Origin of the sequence: Auritidibacter ignavus (assembly GCF_029853775.1) — a bacterium.
GTDB lineage: Bacteria > Actinomycetota > Actinomycetes > Actinomycetales > Micrococcaceae > Auritidibacter > Auritidibacter ignavus.
Genome location: NZ_CP122564.1, coordinates 22,944 through 48,897, shown reverse-complemented (window position 1 = coordinate 48,897; position 25,954 = coordinate 22,944). Strand labels below are relative to the sequence as shown.

Annotated in this window: 24 protein-coding genes; 8 read left to right on the top strand and 16 right to left on the bottom strand. The window is 59.6% G+C overall.

Going from position 1 to position 25,954, the window contains the following annotated elements:
• Window positions 1-30: 30 nt before the first annotated feature.
• Genes QDX22_RS00240 through hemE form a run of 6 tightly spaced genes read right to left on the bottom strand, consistent with a single transcriptional unit; the run spans window position 31 to window position 7,202 of the window.
• The gene (locus tag QDX22_RS00240; RefSeq protein ID WP_110098569.1) at window positions 31-1,707 is read right to left on the bottom strand and encodes an FAD-binding dehydrogenase; all 1,677 of its coding nucleotides are present in this window, start codon (window positions 1,705-1,707) and stop codon (window positions 31-33) included.
• A 42-nt stretch (window positions 1,708-1,749) separates the two neighbouring features.
• Window positions 1,750-2,568: a uroporphyrinogen-III synthase gene (locus tag QDX22_RS00235; protein ID WP_122548699.1), complete on the bottom strand. Its 819-nt coding sequence runs from the start codon at window positions 2,566-2,568 to the stop codon at window positions 1,750-1,752.
• Window positions 2,568-3,638: a hydroxymethylbilane synthase gene (gene hemC, locus QDX22_RS00230; RefSeq protein WP_243857495.1), complete on the bottom strand. Its 1,071-nt coding sequence runs from the start codon at window positions 3,636-3,638 to the stop codon at window positions 2,568-2,570. The genes QDX22_RS00235 and hemC overlap by 1 nt, the downstream gene beginning before the upstream one ends.
• Complete coding sequence (gene hemQ, locus QDX22_RS00225; RefSeq protein WP_110100227.1) at window positions 3,639-4,397, bottom strand: hydrogen peroxide-dependent heme synthase; 759 nt, start codon at window positions 4,395-4,397, stop codon at window positions 3,639-3,641.
• Between the two features lie 38 nt (window positions 4,398-4,435).
• A complete protein-coding gene (locus QDX22_RS00220; RefSeq protein ID WP_122548700.1) occupies window positions 4,436-6,019 on the bottom strand; it encodes a protoporphyrinogen/coproporphyrinogen oxidase in 1,584 nt (527 codons plus the stop codon).
• Window positions 6,012-7,202 (bottom strand): uroporphyrinogen decarboxylase, encoded by a 1,191-nt coding sequence (gene hemE, locus QDX22_RS00215; protein ID WP_122548701.1) that lies wholly within the window; start codon window positions 7,200-7,202, stop codon window positions 6,012-6,014. Before hemE ends, QDX22_RS00220 begins: the two co-directional genes overlap by 8 nt.
• A gap of 184 nt (window positions 7,203-7,386) precedes the next feature.
• On the opposite strand from hemE, the gene QDX22_RS00210 reads away from it, so the two are divergent.
• The 4 genes from QDX22_RS00210 to QDX22_RS00195 all read left to right on the top strand — a co-directional run bounded on the left by QDX22_RS00210 (window position 7,387) and on the right by QDX22_RS00195 (window position 11,972).
• Window positions 7,387-8,793, top strand: a complete 1,407-nt coding sequence (locus QDX22_RS00210; RefSeq protein ID WP_233242814.1) for a glutamyl-tRNA reductase — start codon at window positions 7,387-7,389, stop codon at window positions 8,791-8,793.
• 380 nt (window positions 8,794-9,173) lie between these two features.
• On the top strand, window positions 9,174-9,779 hold the full coding sequence (locus QDX22_RS00205) for a TetR/AcrR family transcriptional regulator (protein ID WP_110098563.1): 606 nt from the start codon (window positions 9,174-9,176) through the stop codon (window positions 9,777-9,779).
• Between the two features lie 124 nt (window positions 9,780-9,903).
• The gene (locus QDX22_RS00200; protein WP_110098562.1) at window positions 9,904-10,128 is read left to right on the top strand and encodes a DUF3107 domain-containing protein; all 225 of its coding nucleotides are present in this window, start codon (window positions 9,904-9,906) and stop codon (window positions 10,126-10,128) included.
• A gap of 236 nt (window positions 10,129-10,364) precedes the next feature.
• Window positions 10,365-11,972: a DEAD/DEAH box helicase gene (locus QDX22_RS00195; RefSeq protein ID WP_279717898.1), complete on the top strand. Its 1,608-nt coding sequence runs from the start codon at window positions 10,365-10,367 to the stop codon at window positions 11,970-11,972.
• Here the strand turns inward: QDX22_RS00195 and QDX22_RS00190 are convergent.
• The gene (locus QDX22_RS00190) at window positions 11,969-12,829 is read right to left on the bottom strand and encodes a PHP domain-containing protein (RefSeq protein WP_110098560.1); all 861 of its coding nucleotides are present in this window, start codon (window positions 12,827-12,829) and stop codon (window positions 11,969-11,971) included. The two genes, QDX22_RS00195 and QDX22_RS00190, sit on opposite strands and share 4 nt — an antisense overlap.
• Before the next feature lie 78 nt (window positions 12,830-12,907).
• Here QDX22_RS00190 and QDX22_RS00185 point away from each other — a divergent pair, with 78 nt between their 5' ends.
• Entirely contained in the window at window positions 12,908-14,509 is a 1,602-nt protein-coding gene (locus QDX22_RS00185; RefSeq protein WP_110098559.1) for an aminopeptidase P family protein, read from the top strand.
• Window positions 14,510-14,527: 18 nt separating this feature from the next.
• Here QDX22_RS00185 and QDX22_RS00180 read toward each other — a convergent pair whose 3' ends face one another.
• A complete protein-coding gene (locus tag QDX22_RS00180; protein WP_122548702.1) occupies window positions 14,528-15,385 on the bottom strand; it encodes a YflT domain-containing protein in 858 nt (285 codons plus the stop codon).
• 94 nt (window positions 15,386-15,479) lie between these two features.
• Here QDX22_RS00180 and QDX22_RS00175 point away from each other — a divergent pair, with 94 nt between their 5' ends.
• Entirely contained in the window at window positions 15,480-16,646 is a 1,167-nt protein-coding gene (locus QDX22_RS00175) for an Mrp/NBP35 family ATP-binding protein (RefSeq protein WP_122548703.1), read from the top strand.
• Window positions 16,647-16,821: 175 nt separating this feature from the next.
• Here QDX22_RS00175 and QDX22_RS00170 read toward each other — a convergent pair whose 3' ends face one another.
• From QDX22_RS00170 to QDX22_RS00160, 3 genes are all read right to left on the bottom strand, one after another.
• Window positions 16,822-18,087, bottom strand: a complete 1,266-nt coding sequence (locus QDX22_RS00170; RefSeq protein WP_110098556.1) for an alpha-hydroxy acid oxidase — start codon at window positions 18,085-18,087, stop codon at window positions 16,822-16,824.
• A 71-nt stretch (window positions 18,088-18,158) separates the two neighbouring features.
• Entirely contained in the window at window positions 18,159-18,629 is a 471-nt protein-coding gene (locus QDX22_RS00165) for a twin-arginine translocase TatA/TatE family subunit (RefSeq protein ID WP_110098555.1), read from the bottom strand.
• A gap of 46 nt (window positions 18,630-18,675) precedes the next feature.
• Window positions 18,676-19,797, bottom strand: coding sequence for a zf-HC2 domain-containing protein (locus QDX22_RS00160; protein WP_110098554.1), 1,122 nt, complete (start codon window positions 19,795-19,797; stop codon window positions 18,676-18,678).
• A gap of 227 nt (window positions 19,798-20,024) precedes the next feature.
• Between QDX22_RS00160 and QDX22_RS00155 the strand changes: the two genes are divergently transcribed.
• Window positions 20,025-20,696, top strand: coding sequence for an O-methyltransferase (locus tag QDX22_RS00155; protein ID WP_110098552.1), 672 nt, complete (start codon window positions 20,025-20,027; stop codon window positions 20,694-20,696).
• A gap of 7 nt (window positions 20,697-20,703) precedes the next feature.
• Here QDX22_RS00155 and QDX22_RS00150 read toward each other — a convergent pair whose 3' ends face one another.
• From QDX22_RS00150 to QDX22_RS00140, 3 genes are read right to left on the bottom strand one after another with little or no spacing between them, the layout of a single operon-like run.
• Window positions 20,704-20,874, bottom strand: coding sequence for a DUF3117 domain-containing protein (locus QDX22_RS00150; protein ID WP_110098551.1), 171 nt, complete (start codon window positions 20,872-20,874; stop codon window positions 20,704-20,706).
• A 44-nt stretch (window positions 20,875-20,918) separates the two neighbouring features.
• The gene (locus QDX22_RS00145; protein ID WP_122548706.1) at window positions 20,919-21,269 is read right to left on the bottom strand and encodes a DivIVA domain-containing protein; all 351 of its coding nucleotides are present in this window, start codon (window positions 21,267-21,269) and stop codon (window positions 20,919-20,921) included.
• A gap of 35 nt (window positions 21,270-21,304) precedes the next feature.
• Complete coding sequence (locus QDX22_RS00140) at window positions 21,305-22,090, bottom strand: LOG family protein (RefSeq protein WP_122548718.1); 786 nt, start codon at window positions 22,088-22,090, stop codon at window positions 21,305-21,307.
• Window positions 22,091-22,312: 222 nt separating this feature from the next.
• Here QDX22_RS00140 and QDX22_RS00135 point away from each other — a divergent pair, with 222 nt between their 5' ends.
• The gene (locus tag QDX22_RS00135) at window positions 22,313-23,200 is read left to right on the top strand and encodes a type 2 periplasmic-binding domain-containing protein (RefSeq protein WP_158278432.1); all 888 of its coding nucleotides are present in this window, start codon (window positions 22,313-22,315) and stop codon (window positions 23,198-23,200) included.
• A 124-nt stretch (window positions 23,201-23,324) separates the two neighbouring features.
• Here the strand turns inward: QDX22_RS00135 and QDX22_RS00130 are convergent, their stop codons facing one another.
• Together QDX22_RS00130 and QDX22_RS00125 are read right to left on the bottom strand one after the other, a co-directional pair.
• The gene (locus QDX22_RS00130; RefSeq protein ID WP_110100216.1) at window positions 23,325-24,104 is read right to left on the bottom strand and encodes a LysM peptidoglycan-binding domain-containing protein; all 780 of its coding nucleotides are present in this window, start codon (window positions 24,102-24,104) and stop codon (window positions 23,325-23,327) included.
• Window positions 24,105-24,613: 509 nt separating this feature from the next.
• Window positions 24,614-25,897 carry a citrate synthase gene (locus QDX22_RS00125; protein ID WP_110122745.1) on the bottom strand — a complete coding sequence of 428 codons (1,284 nt, stop codon included), beginning with the start codon at window positions 25,895-25,897 and terminating at the stop codon, window positions 24,614-24,616.
• Window positions 25,898-25,954 lie beyond the last annotated feature (57 nt).

Sequence of the window (25,954 nt, the reverse complement as noted above, 5' to 3'; positions counted from 1 at the left end):
CTACGGTCCACTCTAGTCGTCATCTCGTCGTTATAGTTCAGCGGCCATGGCCCGGCCGGCGGTGCGTCCGGTGAATAGACACCCGCCGACAAAGGTGCCTTCTAGCGCCCGATAGCCGTGGGATCCGCCTCCGCCAAATCCGGCGGCTTCGCCGGCAGCATAGAGTCCGGGGATCGGGGTGGCGGTGGCATCCAGGGCTTGGGAGTTTAAGTCGGTTTGGATCCCGCCCAGGGTTTTGCGGGTCAGGATGTTCAGTCGGACAGCAATCAGTGGCCCGTTGGCCGGGTCGGTAAGTTTGCCGGGGGGAGCGACTCGGATGAGCTTATCTCCCCACGAGGCCCGGTGGGAGCGGATAAAGGTGATTTGCGCGTCTTTGGAGAACGGGTTGTCCAGTTGCAGATCGCGGGCGCGGACTTCGGCCTGGACCTGTTCGGTATCCAGCGGCACCTCTGGTTCGAGTTCTTGCATCAGGGTCAGCAACTCATCCAACGTGTCGGCCACCACGAAGTCTTCGCCGTGGTTTTTGAATGCTTCCACCGGCCCTGGGGCACCGGGGCCCAGCCGTTTCAGTAACAGCTTCAGATCCTTGCCGGTCAGGTCGGGGTTTTGTTCACTGCCGGAGAGCGCGAATTCTTTTTCAATAATCTTCTGGTTCAGAATAAACCAGGAGTGGTCGTATCCGGTGGCCCGTAGCTCAGCCAGGGTGGCCAGCGTGTCAAAACCGGGCAGAGCCGGCGGGTTGAGCCGGTGTCCGGTCGCATCCAGCCACAGCGAGGAGGGGCCAGGCAGGATTCGGATACCGTGGCGCTCCCAGATCGGGTTCCAGTTTTTTATGCCTTCCACGTAGTGCCACATGCGGTCTTGGTTGACTAGTCGGGCTCCAGCATCACCGGCAATAGCCAGCATGCGCCCATCCACGTGGGCTGGGACCCCGCTGATCATTTGCTGCGGTGGGGTGCCCAACCGTTCGGGCCAGAAAGAACGCACCAGCTCGGGGTTGGCGCCGATCCCGCCGGTGGCGAGCAGGGTCGTTGCAGCCCGGAACTCAAAATCATCGATCACCTCACGATTGGTTGCCACGCCACGTTCGGCATCGTCAGTAGCTAAGACAGCGCCGCGGACACCGACAACCCGAGAGTTCTCGACGATCAGCTCGTCGACCCGGTGGCGATGGTAATACCGCACCAGGCCACGATCGACGTAGCGTTGCAGCTTGCGGGCGAAGGGCGCGACGAGCCCGGTTCCGGTGCCCCAGGGGATGTGGAATCGGGGGACAGAATTCCCATGGCCGGTGGCGGTACTGCCACCACGTTCAGCCCAGCCCACCACTGGAAAGAAGCTCACGCCGTGGCCGGTGATCCACTCGCGCAGTTCCTCGGCGGCGAAGTGCACGAAAGCCTCACCCCAGGCTTGGGCCCACTGATCTTCGGGATGGTGCCCTTCCAGCCGGTCCCAGCCGGCGCTGGCGCGCCAATCGAGCAGAGCGAGCTCGAGGGAGTCTTTGATCCGCATGCGACGCTGTTCGGCGCTGTCGACCATGAATAATCCACCAAAGCTCCAGTATGCCTGGCCTCCAATATTGCCTGCGTTCTCTTGGTCGATCACCGCCACGCGGTGTCCAGCCTCGGCCAGCTCGCAGGCGGCTACCAGACCGGCCAGACCGTGACCGACGACGAGGGCTTCGAATCCATCCGCAAAGTATGCCATAGGTCACATTTTAGGGCAGCTGGAAAGCACTGACACAGGACTTTAAAGGTTGCGTAAGATCTGCAGGATGCCCGCAGCGTTCGGGGCGGTCGCGGTGCCGGCCAAGGTGATGTCCAGTTCGGTGGCGGTACTGGCCGTTGGGCGCCCCAGGGCAATGAGTCGGTAGTGTGCTAGCGGCGCCGGAAGCTCACCTGCCCGCTCGGCCAGCTGGCGGACCGCTGAGGAGGCGGTGAGCACCACCGGGGTACGCGGGTTCAACGCGTGCAGGTCCACCAGACGCTGAGCGCTCTCGGGGTGTGGGGCGGCCAATAACCGTCGCCCTGCCGGTCCGGGATAGACCACCGTGTGATAGATCGGCACGTGATCGACCCGATAGCCGAGCCCACGCAGTCCCGTCACCAACGTCTCAGTGGCTGCAGCTGATTGGGGTAGTGCCACCGGCCGCGCCGGCTCGACCGGCAGTTTCCGGGACCCAGGCAGGTCGGTGAGAATGCCGTGCGCAGACGCTTCGGTGGTGGGGGTCCAGACCGTGCCCGGGTAACCATGCTCGCCCACCTTCCGGGCGGTGCCGGCCCCGGTAGCGACCACGACAGTGTCGCCGCCGGCCAGCCGGGCCCAATCAAGCCCCAGCAAGCTCAGCGCGCGGACGGTATTGGGGCTGGTCACCACCACGCCGGCGAACACGCCAGCGTGGAGCCCCGCTACGAGACGCTGGCCCGGCACGCGGTCCTCGGCCAGCACGAAATCGGTCAGGGGGCAGAACTGCACGCTGACACCGTGGTCACCCAGTCCGGCCTCTAATTGCGACGCTTGGGCCGGGTGCCGGGTGATCACCACCGTGTCGGTGACCACCTCGGTCATCACGACAGGCTACTCCCACCGTTTCCGCGCGGCGGTGCTTCGGGCAACAGCTCAGCCCCGGAATCCAGGAGTTCTTCGGCAACGGCCGTACCCAGTTGCCACGCATCGGCCCGGGAGTGGTCGTCATCGATCAGCTGGTCACCGTCGACACAGACCGGTACCGACCGATTGGCGCGGATCAGGTTAACCCCGTCCATCCCGGCGACCATGGCCTGTAATGCGAGCGTGCCGGAGTGGGCGTCCACGGTGGCCAGGGCCCCGATCGGGGCCGCACAGCCGGCTTCCAACCGGGCCAACACCGCGCGTTCGGCAGTGACTTGGAGCAGGGTGGCGGGGTCATTGAGTTGTGCCAAGGCGTCTTCGACCGCCGATCCGAGCAGGCGAGTGGTACTGACCTCGACCGCCAGCGCTGCTTGACCGGGGGCCGGTAGCATGACCGAGGGGTCGAGCCGTTCGGTAATGGCCCAGTCCATGTCCACTCGGTCGAGCCCGGCACAGGCTAGGATAACCGCGTCCAGATCGCCACGGTCCGATCCGGCAGCGGCCGGTGCGTTGTCGTGGTGGTGTTCGTAGCCGACCACCCGCGCCAAGCGGGTGGCGACATTGCCACGGATATCGACCGGTTGCAGATCGGGCCGGTAGTGGAGCAATTGCGCCACGCGCCGGGGTGAGCCGGTCCCAATACGGGCCCCTGCCGGGAGCTCATCCAGGCTCATGCCGTCTCGGGCGCACAGCGCATCGCGGGGATCAGCTCGGACGGGTACGGCCGCGATGCGCAAGGACTCGGGCTGGATCGCTGGCAGGTCCTTCAGCGAGTGCACGGCCAGATCCACCCGACCCTGCACCACAGCGGTCCGCACCGCTGCAGCGAACACTCCGGTGCCACCCAGTGAGGCCAGCGAGCCGGTGGTCACATCACCTTCGGTGCGGATGATCTGGGAGGTGATCTCCACCCCGGGTAGCCAGTCGCTGAGCTGATCGGCAACCTGCTGGGCCTGCGTGCGGGCCAGCGCGGAACCGCGAGTGCCCATCAACAACATCCGGCCGGGCACGGAGTCGGTAACGGTCATTTAGGCCAACACCTCGGCGACGTCATCGATCTCGATGTAGTGACCGGTGTAGAAGGGGACTTCTTCGCGCACATAGTGCCGGGTCTCGTTATTGCGCAGATGCCGCATCATGTCAACCAGCATATCCAGTCGGGGCGCTTCCAGGCCCAACAACCATTCCCAGTCGTTCAGGCCGAAGGCCGAAACGGTGTTGGCCCAGACATCAGGGAAGTCTTGGCCGAGCTGGCCGTGGGAGCGCAGCAAGTCACGCCGTTTGGCCGGATCCATGGTGTACCAGTCGTAGGAGCGCACAAACGGGTAGAAGCACAGCCATTTGCGGGGTTTGCGGCCCATCGCGAAGGCCGGCACGTGGTCCCTATTGAACTCCGCCATCCGGTCGGCCCCCATGGCGGTAAAGGCTACGTGGGTTCCGGCAAACAGATCGGCGCGACGCACTTGGCGGATGGCCTGTTGCAGGGCAACCGGGTCCTTACCCCACATCCACACCATCACATCGGCTTCGGCTCGCATACCGGAGACGTCATAGAGACCCCGTACGGTGATGCCCTGTTCGGACAGATCAGCAACTAAGGCGCGGAAGGCCTCGGCATCACGCTGTTTTTCCGAGGCCGACCGGGCCGAGCCCACGGAGTTCTCGTGACGGTTGCGGGCAAAGACCGTGTACGTGGTGAACCAACTCGTGTCCAATTCGGGGACCGAGCTGGCCTGTTGTTGCACCGTACCGGGGGCTGGGGTGCTGTTCTCCGTCTGTTCTGTCATGACGGTCTCACTTCCTCTCGTGTCGGATGATCACTACGTCAGGATTGATCTGTCGGGGTGCTCACAGGCGGTGGTGATTTGATCAGCTGGCGGGCCCGCTGACGCACATCAGAGATGATCGCCAGCAGTCCCGTGCCCGACACCCACGGGCCGGCGGCCATCATGGACTCGGGCTCCATCGCCTCCAGCAACGCATTCACCGCGCGGGTATGGGCTGGAGTCGGCGAAGGCAAGGCCTCGCGCCAGCGCACCACCGCTGAGGCACGCACCCGGGCGGCAAAGTTTTCCGTGTCAACACCGAGCAATCGGGGCACGTCGGCCAGGGCGGCGGTGATGAGCTGGTCATCGGTGCTGTGATACCCCAACGCGTGCCCGGCAACGGGATCGGAGATGTGGCCGTAACTGAGCCGGAGCACATGTCGGTGGGTAGCACCGGTGGGGTTAAGTCGTTCATGCAGCCAGGCCCACTTGGCCGAGACGTGGGTCATCGCCTTGGCGGCCACATCCGTGACGTCAGGAGCCACCAGCAACCCGGTCCCGCGCGGGGCAGCGTCCAGTTCGGGGTGGTCGACTAGCAGTGTCACCAGGCCCACACCGGTTCCGGTGGCCGGTTGCGCCTCGGTCGGAAGTTCGGGTGCCTGGCGCCTCGCGCGCAACGTGGTGATCAGCCGGTAGCTCGTCACGGCGTCACAGGCCAGCACGAGGCGGTCGCCGCTCAGCTCGACCTCGGATGCCTCAGCGGCGGTGATGAGTACTCGGTAACCAGAGCCGCCGGGGGTCTCAGCGTCCGCGAGCGAGGTCACCGGGGCTGAGGTCACCAGATCCACTCCCCTCTCAGCTAGCTCCGCGGTCAGGGCGTCGATGATCCGGTGCATACCACCACGTAAAGAGTTCACCGCGGCCCCGGGCCGACCGGACCGTTTCAGCGCCGTAATGGCCGCCGCCAGCGACCCCTGTTCCACCATCGCGTCCAAGAGACCGGGGATCAGCTGACGCACGTCCGCGCTCGCCGGGTCAGTGGAGAGCACGCCGGCGACCACCGGGGCCACAAGGTTATCGACCACAGCCGGGCCCATACGGTCTGCGACTACCTCGGCGAGGGTGATCGGTGTCTGGTCGGTTAACACCTGTCGGTAGTCATCCACGGGGGCCGAGAGGTCTTGTTGGGCCCGAGCGATCCCTTCAGGACCGAGAGCTGTGGCTACATCGGGGCTGTGCAGATCTCCGGGAATGCCGAGCACGCCCACTGTCGGGGAAGGAATCGCCCCCCGGTCGCGGGTGTACAGCCACGAGCCACTGGCCTGTGGTGCCACGATCTCCTCGCCTAGCCCCAGTTCTGTGATCAGCTCCGCCACGGCGGGACCACGGGTGGCAAAAGCTTCCGCGCCAGCGTCCACCCGCAACGACACGTTCGGGTCGTGTCTCACCTGCTCATCCGTCGGATTGATCGCCTCACCGAGCTCCAGACCGGCCAACGCACCACCAGGATGCATTGCGGCCTCCAGCACCGCGACGCGAGCCCCGGCCATGCTCAGCTCCCGGGCCGCGGTGAGTCCGGCGATGCCACCGCCGATAACCACGACGTCGTAGTGGTTCCCCTGCAACCCGGGTAGCTCACTCATGGGGTAACACCACGCCCTGGGAATCCTCAGCGGACCGCACTCCCACCGAGATGGAGTGGATGAACGAGACGAGCTCGGTCAATACCTCCGGGTCGGTGCTGGGTGGGACCCCGTGCCCCAGGTTGACCACGTGCCCGGGGGCGCACTCGCCGGCGGCCAGCACCGCGCGGGTGTGGGCTTCAAGGGCGGGCCATCCGGCATCGAGGAAGGCCGGATCGATATTGCCTTGCAGGGCGCGTAGTGGCTGGGCCTGCTCACCACGGCGGGCTTGCAGGCGTCGATAGGCCTCGTCCAGCCCGATGCGGTAGTCCACGCCGATCACCGACGCTCCTGCCTCACGCATCAGGTCCAAAATCTCAGCGGTGCCGGTCCCAAAGTGCACCACCGGCAGGTCGAGTTCGGCTCGCAGGCTGTCGAGCTCCGCCAAGGCTAGCGCTGAGTACGGCATCACCGAATGCTGATAGTCAGTCCGCGATAACGACCCAGCCCAGGAATCGAAGAGTTGGACCGCCGAAGCCCCCGCGCGCACCTGGGCGGCGAGGAACAGACCGGAGGCGTGGGCGGCCCAGCGCATCAGCGCCTCCCAAGTCTCCGGTTCCCGGTGCATCATGGCCCGTGGCCCCAGGTGCTCCCGGCTCGGTTTGCCCTCCACCATATAAGCGGCCACGGTGAACGGCGCTCCAGCGAAACCAATGAGGGGGCGAGGCCCGAGCTCAGCAACGGTACGCTGTACTGCTTCGGCAATTGGAGCAAAAATTTCGGGGCCGAGTTGATCCAGATCTGGTAGCGCTGCCACATCCTGTGCAGTCCGGACCGGTTTTTCGAGCACTGGCCCCACACCGGGCTGGATCTCTACGCCAATTCCGGCCAAACGGAGCGGGATCACAATATCGGAGAAAAAGATCGCAGCGTCCACGTCATGGCGTCGCACCGGTTGCAGAGTGATTTCACTGGCCAGTTCGGGGTTCACGCAGGCATCCAGCATGGTGGTGCCTTCCCTTAAGCGTCGGTATTCGGGAAGCGACCGGCCGGCCTGACGCATAAACCACACCGGACGGCGACTAGGCATCTGCCCTCGGTAGGCTCGAATCAGATCGGACTGTGCGGTCGATCGTCGCGCATCGTCGGTGAGCAACGGGTGATTTGCCCACACGCTGGAGCCACCACGGGATTCTTGAGTCATGACCCCATTCTCCCACGTTGAACCTCATGCCCCTGAATGTAAGACGTGGTGATCAGCCGTCAGAGGAAAAACCATCGCGATGGCACCCCGGACTGTTCAGGCAAAGATGACACACCGTGAGGCATCATACTTAGGGTGCGCTCACTTTAATCGGTGAGTGCACTGGCCTAGCATGGAAGTCATTGTGGCATTATTTTCGTTGGTTGCTGCGCACACCTGGCTTGACCTCGAGACGGTGGCGGAATTAAGCAACGGAGTTCCAGGGGTCGCCTCCACGGTAGAAAACTCTCCCCATTTACAGGGGGCAGTGTCTCTTTCGACCTGTAACCGTGTCGAAGTGTATGCAGAAATCGCTACCGGAGCCGACGCGGCACAAGCCCAGGTTGACATCCTCCAGAGCATCGCCGACCAGACCGGTCTGCGCCTAGACCAGGTTCGGGATGCGTTCCATATCCTTCCGCACGACGAGACGGTACGACACCTCTTCGAAGTCGGCGCCGGACTCAAGTCTGCTGTCGTTGGTGAACGCGAGATCGCCGGACAGGTGCGCCGGGCCCTCACCGAGGCCAAGCAAGCCAACACCACCACGGGTAATCTCACCAAACTTTTCGAAACTGCGTCCCGGACCGCCAAACAAGTCGGTACCGAAACCGCGTTGGGATCGACTGGACGGTCGGTCGTGTCTGTGGCGCTGGAGCTAGCAACCCAAATCCGAGCCGGGTCAACCGTCGTGGCGACCAAGCGGTTCTGGGAAGATGCCAATGTGTTGCTGGTGGGTACCGGTGCATACGCCGGAACTACCATCGCCCAGCTGGAGCAACTCGGCGCTCGCAACGTTGCAGTGTATTCCTCCTCGGGCCGAGCCGAGCAGTTTGTCGCCGATCGTGGTGACTGGGCCATGGCAGTAGATAGTGACATGGTGCATGAGGCTTTTGCCGAAGCAGACGTCGTGATTGGCGTTTCTGGGCAAGAGCGGACCATCTCCAAACCTGAGTTGCAACGACTGCGTTCCGGCCTCCCGCATCGCTTGACCATTATCGATCTAGCGCTCAGCCATGACTTCGATCCCGATATCGCCGATCTTGACGGGGTTGACGTGGTTACGCTCGAGTCGGTCAAGATGGCGGCGCCAGACGAGCAACAAGAATCCATTACTCGGGCCAAAGGCCTCGTGGACCAAGCCGTCGAAGATTTCCTCAGTGAGTCCAAACAGCGCTCTGCCTCCGATGCCATTGTGACCTTGCGCGAGCACACTCAATCCGTACTCGAGGACGAAATTGCTCGCGTGCGGCAACGCCACGGATGTACCGCAGCCGCCGAGGAAGTGGAATTCGCCATGCGTCGCATGGTGCGTCAGCTCTTGCACGAACCAACAGTGCGGGCACGTCACCTGGCCGAAGAAGGGCGCCTAGCGGACTACGAGCTCGCACTGGAAACCATTTTCGGTCTCGACGTGGCCGCCGAAACCGCTGAAAGACAGCGCAAGAAAGCTGAGCGTCAAGCAGCACGCAAGCGTGCACAGACACCCGAGCAGACACCGGTAGCCGATCCCACGTGCCCCCACTCCGATCATCGTGCCGAGAGCGCTTAAGCACTCACCACCGGCCACCTCTTTCGCTCACCTGCGACACTTCTCATCCAAGAGCTCGGTGCACAGTTTTCACTGGCTTTGTGCTCTCTTGGACGCGCATTCATCACTTATATTTTACCTTTCATCTATTTTCCCAGCATAGCGTCGAGTGTGTTAAGAGAGTTGCCTCTCACGGCAAAAGACTTCCGATAAACTCCCAAGTCACTGGCAATATTGCGATTCCATCAGTAAAGTATGAGAATCGTTAACTACGTTTTTTTCGAGGGATGACAATCACTCGTAATTTCAGTAGAAATACGACAGACATTCATCACCGTGGAAGGATGGCGAACTCTCCATGGTGCAGACCACACCGATACGTCAAGGACGGTTAGCAACTCGTGACACGTCTACCTAGAAGCCAGCGTCGAGAACAACTTCTCACCATCGCTGCTCAACATTTTGGAATCAACGGCTACGTCAGATCCTCTATGGACGCCATTGCCAAGGAAGCCGCAATTTCCAAGCCAGTTCTCTATCAGCACTTCGAGGGCAAAGAAGACATCTACCGCGCCATCTTCAATGACCATCTCAAAATGCTCGGCGAGAAACTCACCCAAGCTTTCGACGAAGAAAGCGACTCAGAGCGACAGTGCGTTTACAAGTGCGTTGCCGCGGCCTTTGAATTCGCCTCGCGCCCTGATCGTCCATTCCGAGTCATTCTGGACCGTTCGACTCCTCTGGAGGGTGAGCTCGACCGAGTCCGTCGGGAGTTTCTCGGAAAGATCACCGACAAAATCCACACCTTACTGGTTGACGACTCCCATCTCACCGACCAGCAGACCAGACTTGTCTCTTCCATGGTCACGATTACCGTGATTAGCGCAGCCCACGGTTGGACCTATATGTCCAAGGATCAGCAACAGACCGAGGAACTGGGCCCGAACCAGACCGCCGAGATCGTGACCGACATGTTGCGTGAGGGCATTTCTGTGTTTCGGAACTGACAATTACGCCACTGGCCGAAGCCCGCGGCAGACAGGGCTGAGAGCGCACGGAGCCGAGGGCGTCTCCGCTAAGCTGGGTTCCCGAAACAACACTAACCGCGTTCACGGCTTGTGAAGGAGAGACATGGAAATTCGTATCGGTGTTCAACACGTCACCCGTGAAATTGTGTTCAAGACAGATTTGCCGGCTGAGAAAGTGGTCGAGCAAGTCCAAACCGCCATCAAGGATGGAGGTATGGTTCAGATCGACGATATTAAGGGTCGTACGATCCTGGTCCCCGGCAATGTTGTAGGCTATGTCGAGGTAGGAGACACCACGTCTGGCCCGGTCGGTTTTGTCGCCAGCTAGACTCGACCATTCCTCACTACGACACCACGTCCCCGGTGTCATTGACGCCCCTGGATGACCGGTCGTCTGCGATAGAACGCTACCGCTTACTACAGCTCAGAAGACTAAACCGCGATCGGCTCCACTTTTTTGTCCATTGTGTTGACCCGCTCGTATAGTCCTCGATTCAGTGGCACCCTACAATCCGACTGACACATACCTTGGGTTGTGGGGTGCCACGAGAAAGTTCATCTCAGATGTCAGATTCTCTTCACCAACAGCCCGCTGTAAACCAGGCCGATCCGGACGACCAACTCGTGTCCGACACCTCGCCGCATGGGTCTACCTCAGACAAGACGTTCGCAGATTTCGGCCTGCGCGACGATATGGTCCAGGCCCTCGTTGCCAAGGGGATCGTTTCCCCATTCCCTATTCAGGCCATGACTCTGCCGATTGCTTTGGCAGGCCAGGATATCATCGGTCAAGCTAAGACCGGTACCGGTAAAACGTTGGGATTTGGTCTTCCGGTCCTGGAGCGTGTCATTGGCCCCGATGAGCCTGGTAGCGACTCTCTGCCCTCCCCCGGTGCTCCCCAGGCTCTGGTGATCGTGCCAACTCGCGAACTGGCGACCCAGGTCGGTGAGGACCTCGGATTGGCGGCCTCACGTCGTAGCGTGCGGGTGACGACCATTTACGGTGGTCGGGCTTATGAACCACAAGTTGACGAACTCAATCGTGGTACCGAAGTCGTTGTTGGAACCCCGGGACGACTCATCGACTTGATGCGTCAGCGTCATCTGAGCTTCGACCATGTGCAGACCGTCGTTCTGGATGAAACCGACGAAATGCTTGACTTGGGTTTCTTGCCGGATGTTGAAACCTTGTTGCAGGCCGTTCCAGATAAGCGTCAGACCATGCTATTCTCTGCTACCATGCCCGGTCCGGTGGTGGCGATGGCCCGCCGGTTCATGACGCACCCCACTCATATTCGTGCCGAAGATCCTGACGACACTCAGGCCACCAAAAAGGACATCCGTCAGCTGATCTACCGTGCTCACCATCTGGACAAAGATGAGCTGATCGCGCGGGTACTACAGGCCAGGGAGCGAGGTCGCACGATTATCTTTACTCGTACCAAGCGCGCAGCAGCACGGTTGACCGATGAGCTCACCCGGCGCGGCTTTGCAGCTGGTGCGATCCACGGCGACTTGGGACAGGGCGCGCGCGAGCAAGCTTTACGGGCCTTCCGCAATGAGAAAATCGATGTGCTGGTCGCCACCGATGTCGCTGCCCGCGGTATTGACGTCGATGATGTCACCCACGTGATCAACTTCCAGTGTCCCGAAGATGAAAAGACCTATCTACACCGGATCGGTCGGACCGGTCGGGCCGGGCATAAGGGCACCGCGGTGACACTGGTGGACTGGGAAGACATCCCGCAGTGGAAGCTGATTGCCGCTTCGCTAGGCCTAGACCAAACCGAGCCCATTGAGACCTACTCCGCCTCCCCCCACCTGTTCGAAGACTTGGATATCCCAGAGGGAACCAAAGGAAAACTCCCAAAGTCACAACGCACTCACGCTGGTCTCGACGCCGAAGATCGTGAAGATCTTGGTGGTAAGGATTCTCGATCGCGGTCCCGCAATGGTCGACAGCATCGTCGCGGACGCTCCCGGCGTCGTTCGGCTGGACACCAGCAAGACCAGAGCCAAGAACGGTCTTCCTCGTCGAAGCACAAGGCCCAGGCCAAGAAGGAGAAGGCCTCGGGTTCTTCGCGGAGGCGTCAGCGCACTCGCCGGAAGAACGGTAAAGTGGTTTCCTCGAGAAGGAAACAGAGCACAAACCAGCAGAACAACCGCAATTAGTCGGTGTGCCACAGCACCTGGAGTCCTGAGCTCGCTCGAGGCTCCAGCGCTTTAACCGTTTCTACCGCCGTGGTATATTCACCCAACCGGTTGGGTTTACCGTTGCCGTGAAAGTCCGAAGAACCGGTCGTCAACAAACCATATTTCCTGGCCAGCTGACGAAGCTTATCCCGCCCCTTAGCCGAATTATCGCGGTGGTCAACTTCAACGCCGTCTAGGCCAGCCTCGATCATCTCGGTGAAGGTACGGTCTGATACGGTACGTCCTCGCTTCGCAGCCATCGGGTGTGCGAAGACTGCTACCCCACCTGCTTCTTTAATCAGCTCTACTCCGAGTGCTGGATCAGGAGCATAGTGAGGCACATAGTAGGACGAGTCACTCGATAGCAGGCTGGTAAACGCTGCCGAGCGGTCCGGGACCACGCCGATGTCCACGAGTGCATCGGCGAGATGCGGCCGCCCCACGGTGGCATCGTCGTGGGTATGTTTGAGCACTAACTCCCAGCTCAAGTCCGGATAGTCTCGGGCGATCCGAGCGGTCATTTCTTGGGCTCGAATGATGCGAGCCTCTCGGGCTCGAGCAATTTCAGCTGACAAACCCGCGTGCTGTGGGTCATGCAAATAGCTGAGCACATGAACGCTGATCCCTTCATCGGTCACGCACGATAATTCCATGCCAACCACCAAGCTGATGCTGTGACGCTGCGCGGCTGAGATCGCCTCATCCCATCCTGCCGTGGTGTCGTGATCGGTCAGCGCAAGTCCTTCCAATCCTGCCTCTGCTGCTAAACGCACGACCTCTGCCGGTGGCTGGGTACCATCCGAACAGGTTGAATGCGTGTGCAGATCAAAGGCCATGCTCATAAGTGTAAACGTCATACAACAGACAGGTAACCTCCCCGGCGGGGTGCTGGGGATTCATGAGAGCATGGAACCATGACTGAATCATCCGCTTCTTCTGCACAACATCGTTCTTCGACCTCCCGGGACCAGCTCGACGAGCAACCAGAGCAGGCTCTCTCTCAGCGGGGTGAGAACCGTTCCCGTCGCCCGGAGTCCCAGGCATTTAAAGACTTCATGGGTTCCCAATGGGCTCCGGTCGAGCACCCAGAATTCTCAGCCGATGCGGTGGCCTCTTACGCTGCTACACGCCGAAAAGCGGTCTCGGAGCGGTTCCCGGGTGAACGCCTGATCATTCCGGCCGGCGCCCCGAAAGTCCGATCCAATGACACCGACTACCGGTTCCGGCCTCATTCGGCATTCACGCACCTGACCGGACTCGGTATTGACCACGAGCCCGATGCGGCGTTGGTGATGCAACCGGTTGAGCCGGGTACCGGGGACCAAGGGTCCGGGCACGTTTCGACCCTGTATTTCCGTCCCCTGGCTACCCGGGACTCCGAAGAATTCTATGCCAACGCCAAAATCGGCGAGTTTTGGGTGGGACCTCGACCAACCTTGCGTGAATTAGAAGCTCGCACCGGACTGAAGACCAAGAGTCTCGACGAACTGGAATATGCGGTCACCGTCGATGCCGGAGCCGTGGAGATTGGTGGCACCCGGTTGCGCGTGGTGCGTGGCGCTGACCTGAATATGGAGGCTCTGGTTGACACCTCCCGGATCAACACCGGCGTTGATCTAGAAGCCTCCGACCGACTCGACGCCGAGCTCTCCGAATATCTGTCCGAACTCCGCCTGGTCAAAGACGAATGGGAAATCGGGGAACTTCGTGGCTCCGTGGACGCCACGGCCCGAGGTTTTGACGACATTATTCGGGCGCTACCGGCCGCAAAGCAGGTTCAACGGGGCGAGCGGGTTATCGAGACCGCATTCTTTTCTCGAGCTCGGCTCGAGGGGAATGACCTGGGTTATGACACCATTGCCGCTGCCGGCAACAACGCCACCATCCTGCACTGGATTCGGAACACCGGTCCGATTGTCGACGGGCAGTTGTTGCTGGTAGATGCCGGTGTGGAAGCCGAGTCCCTGTACACCGCTGACATCACCCGCACACTACCGATTAATGGACGGTTCTCCGAGCTTCAGGCCCAGGTCTACAACGCTGTGCTGGCAGCTGCCGATGCGGCTTTCGAGATCGTGCGGCCGGGGATCCGATTCCGTGATGTTCACGATCGTGCCACCGAAGTTCTGGCACAGCACCTGGATGCCTGGGGAATTCTTCCGGTCAGTGTTGACGAGGCTGTCTCCTTGTCCGGACAACAGCATCGCCGTTGGATGCCACACGGGACCAGCCACCACCTGGGGTTAGATGTTCACGATTGTGCGCAGGCGCGTCGCGAGCTTTATATGGACGGCGTGCTGGAACCGGGCATGGTGTTCACCATCGAACCGGGCCTGTATTTCAAAAACGAAGATCTGGCCGTTCCCGCAGAATACCGGGGTCTTGGCATTCGGATCGAGGACGATATTCTCGTAACCGACCAGGGCGCCGAGAACCTCAGTGCCACCATTCCACGCACCGTCGACGAGGTGGAAGCTTGGATGGCATCACTGCTGGGAGAAAACAACCGGCAATAGTTCGGTGCAGGGGATAAGCTAGTGATCCTCCTGCGAAGTCTTGCGACGGGGCTCAGGTTGCTCAGATAGGGAGCTCTGGGTTCCGTCGGTGGCCTTCTTCTCTGATGCCTCGGATGACTCGGATGGCTCCGATGGTGCGGATGGATCAGCGCTGGCATCACCATGGGGTTCTGCTTCGCGTCGGGGTTGAGAGGCGTCATCAATCCGGGCACCGAACTGTGGCCGGCCATCGGGAAGGTCTGGGAACCCGGACCGGGTGGTGGAGGCCTCCGAGGGCTCCTGGACCGGGGTCTGCGCGGTGGTGGGAGAAGAACCGGTCTGGCCACTTGGCGGTGGTGTTCCGGGGGCGGTGGTACCGGTCGAGTCGGGCTGATGGGCCGGTGTCGGACTGGTTGGCATCGGTTGGGGCCCGATGATTTGTTTGGCTTGGTGAGCAACGGCAAAGTCGCACAGCAAGTCGAAACTCACGGCAGCGAATCGGGGTATGTAGTCGTACTTACCAGCACGTCGACGCAGTGCATGCCCGATGACACCAAAGATCACCCACACACCTACGCCCAAAGCAACCGAGGCTAGAATTTGGAATGGGGCTTGGGCTGGCATCAAGGTCGAGATCAACAGCCCGATAAGCAGGCCAAAAAATGCCCCCTGCAAGGCGGCCCTGCCGACCACGGCAGGATATCCTGAACGATTGCGCAAGGACGTCACCAGGCGCACGTCGCGTCCAACAATATGAAAATGATCCACATTAATACCGGCTTCGACCAACCGGTCGACAACCTTCTGCGCATCGTCAAAGTGACGATAATTTCCCAATAATTGTCCCTGGGGCAGACCTTGGCCGAGGGGGTCGGTAAAACCGGCATTCATAGACATAGTTCTATTCTCCCCATTTTTCAGAAGTGAATCCAAGTCAACGCACATTGTTTGGCTGATAGCGTCGAGTCTAGCCTTGACCTACAGTAGAACCATGTCCAGGAACATCAGCGAACTTGAACAGATTGCCCTGGCTCGTTTACGTCACGTCGAGGATCCGGAGATTCGCGTCCCCATTACTGATTTGGGGATGGTGTCTGCGGTGACGGCATCTGTGGACGACACTTCCGGTCAGGCACCCGCATCTGAAGAAGTTCCTGCGCATCACCTTCGCGCCGAGATCCTGCTGACCACGCCCGGGTGTCCGATGCAAGACACGCTACGAGACCAGGTCTTCAACGCCCTGGTCTCCTTGCCCGGGGTGAGTAGCGTCGAGGTAGCTCTACGTCCCATGGACAGCACGCAACGCCGAAAACTCGTTGATTCCCTGCGTTCACGCCATTCCTCGAGTTTAACCGCCGCGAGCGCTGGGGATCCCCACCAGCCACTGGTGCTCACCGTAGCTTCGGGCAAAGGCGGTGTCGGTAAGTCAACGGTAACCGCAAATCTGGCCACCGCGTTGAGCAAGTGTGGCTACCGGGTGGGCTTAATTGATGCCGATATTCACGGTTTTTCCATCCCGCGTTTGCTCTCGATCACGACCCGCCCCACTCGCTTGGAAGAGATGATCTTGCCACCGGTGGCTTATGGAGTCAAAACGATTTCGATTGGGATGTTTCTCGACACCGACCAACCGGTGGCTTGGCGGGGACCGATGCTCCACCGTGCCCTGGAACAGTTCATCGGCGATGTCCATTGGGGCCAGCTCGATGTCCTGCTGGTGGACTTACCACCGGGGACGGGAGACATTGCTATTTCAGTTGCACAGCTACTCCCCCAGGCCCAGCTTCTGGTGGTGACCACACCGCAGTATGCTGCTGCCCATATTGCTGCTCGAGCCGGAGAACTAGCCACCAAAACCCATCAGGCGGTAGCCGGAGTCATTGAGAATATGGGGCCGATGACCCTCCCGGATGGCACCGTGATGGACGTTTTTGGAGCCGGCGGTGGCAAACAGGTTGCCCAGCATCTGGCGGAGCATCTGCACGACCCGGTCGAACTCTTAGGGACAATCCCCCTGGACCCAATTCTTCGCACCGATGCTGACCAAGGTCAGCCCACGATCATTTCTCATCCAGACTCTCCCAGCGGAAAGTCGTTACAGATTATCAGCGAACGCTTGGTCGAAACCGCCCAAATAGGCTCACCCATGATGAGCTGATCAGCTGGATTTCTGGGTGTAGGGTACCGTACAAGTGGCGCCCAAGGCCAGCCCCCACCAAAATGATCCCAATAGCACGGTACCCCCGGTGGGTCTTTGATGCCTCGGAATCTACACGCTGAGTCATAGCATACGTCTAAGGGCCGTCACACGGTTGCACGAGATCTCGCACTCATCAGGGGCGACTGACTTCTTCCTCGCGAGAAATCCGTTGCCGCACGTTGAGTCGCTCTAGCTGGGTCACGTGCTGGGGTCCCAGCTCGTCCACGCTGGTAACCTGTAACAATTGCATAGTCCGGGTCAGCTGTTTAGTGAGGATTTCAAGCATCCGGTCCACCCCGGCCTCACCACCGGCCATCAATCCGTACAACCAAGCGCGACCTACCAGTGTGAAGTCGGCGCCTAACGCGATGGAGGCCACGATATCGGCACCGTGCATAATGCCGGTGTCGATCATGATCTCGGTCTGGGCTCCGACCTCACGAGCGACTGTGGGAAGTAGCTCAAAGGGCACGGGGGCACGGTCTAGTTGCCGTCCGCCGTGGTTCGACAACACGATCCCGTCCACCCCGAAGTCGGCAAGCTTTGTGGCTGCTTCGAGGGTCTGTACGCCCTTGACCACCAATTTTCCTGGCCATAGGTCGCGAATTATGCGCAAATCCTCGTCGTTGATCGAGGGATCGAAGATCGTGTCAATCAGTTCGGAAACGGTACCACCGGTCTTGGTGAGGGAGGCAAATTCCAAAGTCGGAGTGGTCAGGAAATCGAACCACCAGTGGTATTTCGGAATCGCGCCAATGACCGTCATCGGAGTCAGCTGAGGTGGAATCGAAAAACCGTTATAGGTGTCGCGTAGCCGCTGACCGGCCACCGGAGTATCAACGGTGAAGAACAGCGTGTCAAAACCACTCGAGTAAGCACGATGGACCAGGTCGTAGGTGGCATCACGATCTTTCATCACATACAGCTGGAACCAGTTCCGCCCGTTGGGAGCCGCTGCTGCCACATCTTCTATCGAGGTGGTGCCCATCGTGGACAGCGAGAAGGGCACTCCACAGCGGGCTGCCGCACGGGCACCGGCAACTTCTCCCTCAGTCTGCATCATGCGTGAGAACCCTGTCGGGGCAATCCCGAACGGATACGCAGATTTCCCACCGGTGATGGTTGTGGAGGTATCGACCTGGGAGACATCACGCAGAATTCCGGGGTGAAATTCAATGTCTTGGAAAGCCTGACGAGCTCGTTGAATGGACACTTCTGATTCTGCGGCACCGTCGGTATAGTCAAATGGTCCTACCGGCGTATTTTTCTTGGCCAACTCGCGCAGATCCCAGATGGTCAGGGCCTTGTCCAAACGGGCTTTCCTGCGGTTAAGCTGCGGCTTCTTGAATTGCATCAGTTCAGCAAGCTCGTTGATCTTAGGTAGCTGACGTTTGACCATGATGTCTTGTCTCCTTCATGGGACGACACAGAAGCCGTCATTCGGGGTGGCAGGACGTGACGTCGAAACCTTTAGGTGGCTTCGTTATCAAAAGGGGTGGACGGATTTTCGTCGGTATCTTCGGGGTTCTGTGTAGAGGCGACGTCTTCGTCAGAGCCAGCCGTCAGACCGGTCGCGGTTCCAGACACCTGTGCATGCTGGATCGAGGCTGGTTGATTCTGAGACGACGATTTCTTGCTGGCCGGCGTCTCCAGATGGGTGGTGGAGGCTCCGAAATCATCGAGGGGTTCTGCTAGCGCTTCACGGATGATGCGCCGGGGATCGTACTGCCGAGGATCATATTTCGCCCAGTCGATATCATTGAAATCGGTTCCGGTCTCTTCTTTAAAGGAGTTTTTAGCCCCCTCTGCCATCTGGCGCAGCTTCCGAATCCAATCTCGTAACGACCGTGTATATTCTGGGATTTTTTCCGGCCCCAACAGCAGAAGCACGAGCACCACCAGAACGAGGAGCTCGCTACCGTTGATACCGAAAAAATTCATTCTCCTAGCCTAGCTCAGTAGCCAAGCATCAGCAGAGTTTGCGGTGTCATTCTGACGACGAAAACATCTGCGTCAGCCCGTCATCGACACGGTCCAGAACAGAGTCATCGGCTCCTTGGGCCTCAGAAACCAGAGAACGCTGGAACACCGCAATAGTTCGAATCATGCCAGATGCCTCAGATTTGGGGGTGTTGGAATCGACCCGGTACAGAGTCTGATCTGTAGCAAACAGCGCTGTCCAGGACTCGTCGGGGTACACGTGGATCACTGCATCTTCGGCGCTGGGTTCCAGCGGGCTGAGTTGATCCGAATCTAATAAGCTCTCATCGACGGCACAGCCAGACACCCCGTCGCGTTCATCGAGCATCTTGCACTGTCGAACCACCGTTTGGTTCTGCGCATCGATACTGTTGTCGCCGGGCTGATCGCTGAGGGCTCCGGGGGAAGTATAGGTTGTCGAAATGGTTGCCCAACGTTCGCCACGGTTGACCACGGTTGGTCCCTGGGTCATATTCAACTGGCCAAGGCGGGGTACTGACCATCCTGTCGTTCGTAGCTCTGGAACAGAGCTGGTTGCCACTCGCCGGCCGATCATGTCTAAAGGCGCACTCGAGCCAGTCATGGCCGAGGCAGCATCATGTTCGCTTTCGGTTAAGGACCAGGTGTCCAGCGCAGAACGACCACCGGTTGTGGCCGTGCCGTACGATAGCGGAGACACCCGCAGATTGTGGGGCAACAGCTCATCATCTGCTACTTCCGTCGAAGCCTGAGTATTCTGTCCGCCCATAAACCACGCCGTCAGTAATATTCCGGAAGCCACTAAACAGATCACTCCCAGCCCGATCACGACTTTCCACCCGGGAACGCCGTCCTGTGTCTTCAGGCGAGCGACATAGTCCTGCGTGGATGTCTCCGGGCTGGAATCCTCGGGTTCAGCCGACTCAACCTCGAAGACAGTTCGTGAGGGATTGACGCGTTCTTGGGTCTTCGCTGCACGTTCAACCACGTCGAGGGCTAAAGCCCGCTCCCGGCACAGCTCGCGACATTGGGGACAATGCGCCAGATGATGTTGCACTTTCGCCTCGGCGTGTCGTGACAGCGCCCCCTCCAGATACGCATCGATGCGCATCGTCGGGTGAACCGTGAAGTGGGTGAGCGTTTTCGACATTTAGGCACGCCTCTTCTTTCTCTGATGAGAAATCGCGGAGTTGGCCATGGGGCTATTCTCGTGCTGAAATCTGAGAAAACTCTGAACTGAGCCGGCCTCATTTCGGATCTCGGTGGCTCGGAGGACAAAGCCCGTACAATAAGGGGGCAGTGTCTTGGGAATCGTCACGTACCTCTCGTCCGATTCATTGACAACACTCACGAGCGAAGCCAAAGGAGTCTCCCCTCATGAAGGCGCTGAGCCCGCATCAGACCGATAAACACGCCAGCTGGGCTTTTGCAGAAGCCCGCCCTGTCGAGGACGAGGTGATGCTCACAGCGCGTGAACGTTCCGAAGAACTCGGAATCCGGGCCGTGACCGAAGGCACCGCCTCGTTGTTGACTGTCCTCGCGGCCACCAAGGCCCCCCGGACGATAGTAGAGCTAGGTACCGGCGCTGGGGTGTCCGGGTTGTCGTTGATGCGTGGAGCACCACGAGGTGCAGTTCTGACCACATTGGATCCCGACGCTGAGGCTCAACGCAGTGCTCGGGAGAGCTTCGTCGCCGGTGGGTACGTTCCTTCGCAAACCCGGTTGATTACCGGTCGCGGTCGCACCGTTTTACCCCGGCTATCAACGGGTGCTTATGACCTGGTCTTTATTGATACCGACCCGCTGGTCTTGGGTTTCCATGTAGAACAGTCCGCCCGACTTTTGCGTCCGGGCGGACTATTGGTGATCAACGACGCCTTTGATGGTGATCGCGTGCCACGTCCTGCGGTCCGTGACCAGACCACCGTGGCCTTACGTCAGGCGGGTAAAACACTGGCTGAACAGACCGATGTCTGGTCGCATTCCACGGTGATTCCCACAGGTTCTGGTGTGTTGATCGCAATCCGCGCTGTAGCTACGCAGGGATGAGATGCTGCTACTTCGCCAGGACCTGCTCCAGGGCGTCTTTGAGCGCTTGAGCTTCTTCGTCGTTGAGCTCCACGACGAGACGGCCTCCCCCGTCAGCAGGGATCCGCATCACGAGTTTGCGGGGCTCCCGGGTTACTTCCAATACACCGTCTCCGGTTCGTGGTTTCATCGCTGCCATACAGTCTCAGTTCCCTTCTGGTTTACTACTCACAGCGCTGGCGACTACTGATCCGACTGGGGAGTTGCCGAGCGTTCGTCGGTAACCGGTACAGTTCCACCCAGCTCAATGATCTTACGGTCGCGTTCGGCCAGAGCCTCAGTTAGTCGATCCAGCACCTGGTCCACTTGATCTGCCCGATATCCTCGCAACGCCGTCGAAAAACGTATCTGGTCAATGTCGTCGGGACGGAGCCGATCAGCCGGCGGGACTAACACCGGTGGAAGGGCCCGCTCGGGTTCGGCCAACGGGCGAACCAGATGGCGAACCTGCGGCTTGGCCAGCGCCAACGCAATCGCAGCAACGACCACGACCCCCAGTGCAAGGATTTCAATCAAGAACAGATTTACGCCCATGTTCCTAGTATCTCATGAACTCCCCTTGGATATCGCTACCTATTGTGGGCACGGAGCTGTTCTCGAACTTCATCGACGGTGTCCACCACGCAGAAGAGGTCCAGATCAGTGGGGTCGATCGTTCCCGATCCGACAAGTTGATGCTCCATCCACTCCACCAATGATCCCCAGAATTCGCGTCCCACTAACACGACGGGAAACGCCCTGACCTTTCCGGTTTGAACCAACGTGAGCGCTTCAAAGAGCTCGTCAAGGGTCCCCATTCCGCCCGGTAGCACCACGAATCCCCGGGAATACTTCAAAAACATCAACTTGCGGACGAAGAAATAGCGGAAGTTGATCCCAAGGCTCAAGTACTGGTTGAGCCCCTGTTCCCGGGGCAATTCAATGCCGAGCCCGATGGAATCCCCCTCGGCCTGCCAAGCGCCCCGGTTGGCTGCTTCCATCACGCCAGGTCCCCCACCGGTGATCACGGCGTAGCCTTCTTGCACCAGCATCTGGCCGATCTCCATTCCCAACTCATACCCGAGGCTACCTTCGGAGAGGCGAGCGGAGCCAAAGACCGAAATAGCAGGACCGGTTCCCGCCAACGCCCCGAAACCTTCAACCAGCTCTCCCTGCATACGCAAGACGCGCCAGGCGTCTGAGGACGGCGGATCGATGTTATGCCTGTGGGACGATTTGGCTCCCTCGGATTCGAATAACAACTCGTCAAACGTCGGTTCGTCTCGTCGTTGTTGTCCTAACACCTGAGGGCCACGGCGAACCCGTTGCTGGGACAGTTCATCGTCGGCAGATCCTCGGGAAGAGCAAGTAGTCATGACTGCCACTTTAGCGAGATCTGACATACTATAACCGTGCCCTTTGATCCGTCCTCATTGAGCCTGCCAACCTCTCAGCCGATGTTACGCTCACCCCACCCTGCTATGTCCTCAGCACAGGCGCTGCCTGCGCTTGGGTCGCTTCTGGCGCTCGTGCTAACTGGTTGTGGCGATCCCGAAGAACCGCTGACTCCAGGCCCAGCCCCAGAGGACAGCGTGGTAGTGGCTGTGGGAGTCGACGCGCCCGGCTTGAGCTCGGGGACAGAGCCATCTAATGTCACCGGTTCCGAAGCGGATTTAGCCTCCCGGTTGGTCACTGAGAAACAGGTCGTGGACGACGAATCAGAACTGTCGTGGGCTCGCTTAGCCCACGCCACCAGCCAGCAGGCTACCTCCATGCTCACCACCGGCGAGGCGGATCTGGTCATCGCGCGCCAACGAGTTCCTGACACCAGCGATGGCGTCCAGTGGGCTGGCCCTTACGCCACGATCTCACCAGCATTAATCACCGCGTCTCAGCCAGTGCCCAACGATAACGCGACACCAACTGCCACGAGCTCTTCCAAGGAATCGGAGCAACTGATTGGTCCGGTCACGATTTCAGATCTGTCCGATCTCAATGACGCCAGTGTGTGTATTGTGGCAGGATCAAGCGCTGACATTGATGATCACCCCGGTCGCGAAATCACGGTCCAGAATACCTACGGTGAGTGCGCCACCGGGTTGGAATCGGGTCGATACGACGCCGTGGCCGGGGACGACCTGGCCTTGGCTGGCCTGTTTTCTGAGGATGCACTTCCTGCGGAAGCCTATTTTTATTCCTGGGACGAACTGCTCGAGGCCTCGCAGAGCGCTGGAAACGAGGATCCTGTGGACGCACTTCCCGACGAGTTGACTGAGTCGTCGTTCTATTGGGTCGGATTCGCACCGGAGACCACCGGCTGTATCGCAACCACCCAGGCAATCAGTCAGGATCTGACCGACGGAGAGCTCGAATCACTCCTCGACCACTCCGGGTTCCCTGGTGGTTACACTCTCCAACTACCTCAGGCCACTGATATCACCACCGAATACTGCTCAGAAACACCCGATGAGGATGAGCAGAAGTAGCCACGGTCCAACGCGGCTATTGTTCTAGATACACTTCAGGCCGTGCCCTTGACCCGCCATCGAAGTGGGCTACCAAGGAACACGGCCTGAAACAACGCGTCTACCCCTGCGGGACGGTCGCTCCTTACGGAATAACCAGGGTCTGACCCGGGTAGATCAGCTCCGGATCAGCGATAGTTCCGGAGTTAGCCTGGTAGATGGCTTCCCAACCGCCAGACACCTGGTGTCGCTGTGCGATCTTGCCCAGAGTGTCACCGGCCTGCACGGTGTAGTTTGCCGAACCGGCTGCGTGCTGAGGACCGGAACCAGCCTTTGCGGAGCTGGACGGAGCATCGTAGCCGGTGGACTGGTTAGCGTGCTTGCCAGTCGAAGCCTGCTGGGGCTGCTGCTGAGCCTGCTGAGGCTGTTGCTGAGCCTGCTGCGACTGCTGAGCCTGCTGCTCGGCCTGCTGGGACTGCTGCTGAGTCTGCTGTTGCGAAGAGCTCTGGTTGGACTCGGTCTCGCTGGTAGCCTGACGTGGCTCGGCCTCGCCGGAGGCGCCAATCTTGGCGGAGCAAGCTGGCCATGCACCCCAGCCCTGGCCCTCCAGGACGTTTTCTGCGACGCGGATCTGCTCGGAACGGCTAGCATCAGCCGGGTTACCAGAACCGCCGTAGGCTTGCCAGGTGTTCGGGTTGAACTGCAGACCACCGTAGTAGCCGTTGCCGGTGTTGGTGGACCAGTTACCACCGGACTCGCACTCGGCCAGGGCATCCCAGGTTGAATCCGGGGCTGCGGAGGCCGTATCGATCGTACCCAGCAACGGAGCGGCTAGAGCTGCTGCGGCCAGAACGGAGGTCGCAGCGAACTTACCGCGACGCTTCTTCGGCTGGGTAGCGACACGATTCTCAGTAGTGGTGTTCACGGTCTTTGTTTCCTTCCTGCGCCATTTGGCGTTGGGTCTAGGTCTGTTCGAGCACGTGCCTCGAGACGCGGTGTCCTCGCGGCGGACAAGACGTGAACACGGCGGTTCCACCGGCTTGCCCTGTTGTGCTGAACTCGAATGGCCACACTACATGCGATCTAGTCGTTATCAAAATGTGACAATCCACCCCCACCTGCCAAGTTCAGGTAATTCACATAATGCCTTGTGATCGGCTGTCTTCAGCGGATACTCAGCGACTCAGATAGCCAAAATCGAGCCGAATGTGACCAGTTTGTTACACATTCCCTGAGAAAAAGGGGGTCAAATCACAGAAAAATATACCCGGATGCTCAGCATATTTTGATGGTCTACTCAGTTTCGGGATGTCCTAGCCCACGGTGAGATGTGACCGATAACATACAGCCCGGATTAACGAGTAAGCCCCGACTGTCCGGTGCGGTCGAGGCACGGGACAGTCGGGGCCTGACAAAGTATCGCGGAAGATGCCCCTAGGCGCCCGGGTAATGGCGCTCGTCTTCGCCCACGTAGATCTGACGTGGGCGACCGATGCGCTTGACCGGATCCTGCATCATTTCACGCCACTGGGCGATCCAGCCGGGCAAGCGACCTAGCGCAAACAGAACAGTAAACATCCGCTCTGGGAAGCCCATAGCTTTGTAGATCAGACCGGTGTAGAAGTCCACGTTGGGATACAGCTTGCGCTCGATGAAGTAGTCATCAGCCAGGGCCTTTTCTTCCAGGCGCATGGCAATGTCGAGCAACTCGTCATTACCGCCCAGCTTAGACAAGATCTTCTCGGCGGTGGACTTTACGATACGGGCACGCGGGTCGTAGTTCTTGTAGACACGGTGACCGAAGCCCATCAAACGGACGCCGTCTTCTTTGTTCTTGACCTTTTCCATGAACTGCTCAGGGGTAGCCCCAGATGCTTGGATCTCACGCAGCATGTTCAGCACTGCTTCGTTAGCACCCCCGTGCAACGGGCCGAACAGGGCGTTAATACCTGCCGAGACCGAAGCGAAGATATTGGCATTGGCCGAGCCGACCAAACGTACGGTGGAGGTCGAACAGTTTTGCTCGTGATCAGCGTGCAGGATCAAGAGCATGTCCAGAGCGTCGGTCATATCGTGGTCCAGCTCGTAGGGCTCAGCCGGAACGCCAAAGCATAGTCGGAGGAAGTTCTCCACGTAGTTTAGCGAGTTATCCGGGTAGAGCATCGGCTGGCCAATCGCCTTTTTATAGGCGTAAGAGGCAATCACCGGAACTTTCGACATCAAGCGGATGGTGGAGATGTGGACCTGTTCCTCGTCGAAGGGATCCAGTGAATCAGCATAGAAGGTGGACAGTGCTGAAACAGCCGAGGACAGCACGGCCATCGGATGAGCGTCCCGCGGGAAGCCGGAGAAGAAATCCTTGATGTCTTCGTGCAACATCGTATGACGGCGAATATTGTCGTCCCAGGCCTGCAATTGGCTGGCTGAGGGCAGTTCGCCGTAGATCAACAGGTACGAGACTTCCAAAAACGAGGAGTGCTTGGCTAGTTCCTCGATCGGATAGCCCCGGTAGCGCAAAATTCCGTTGTCACCATCGATATAGGTGATCTCTGAGCGGGTATTTGCGGTGTTCATGAATCCAGGATCGTAGGTGACGGTCCCGGTTTCTTTGAGCAACGGTGCGATGTTGATGCCGTTGTTTCCGACGGTCGCCTTCTCGAGGTTGAGCTCGAGGTTGTCAGCGCCGAGATTCAGCGTGGCTTGATCATTCCCACTCATTGGTGCTTCTCCCTCATCAGGTGTGTTTGAGGATCACGATGTGCCACAGACATTGTT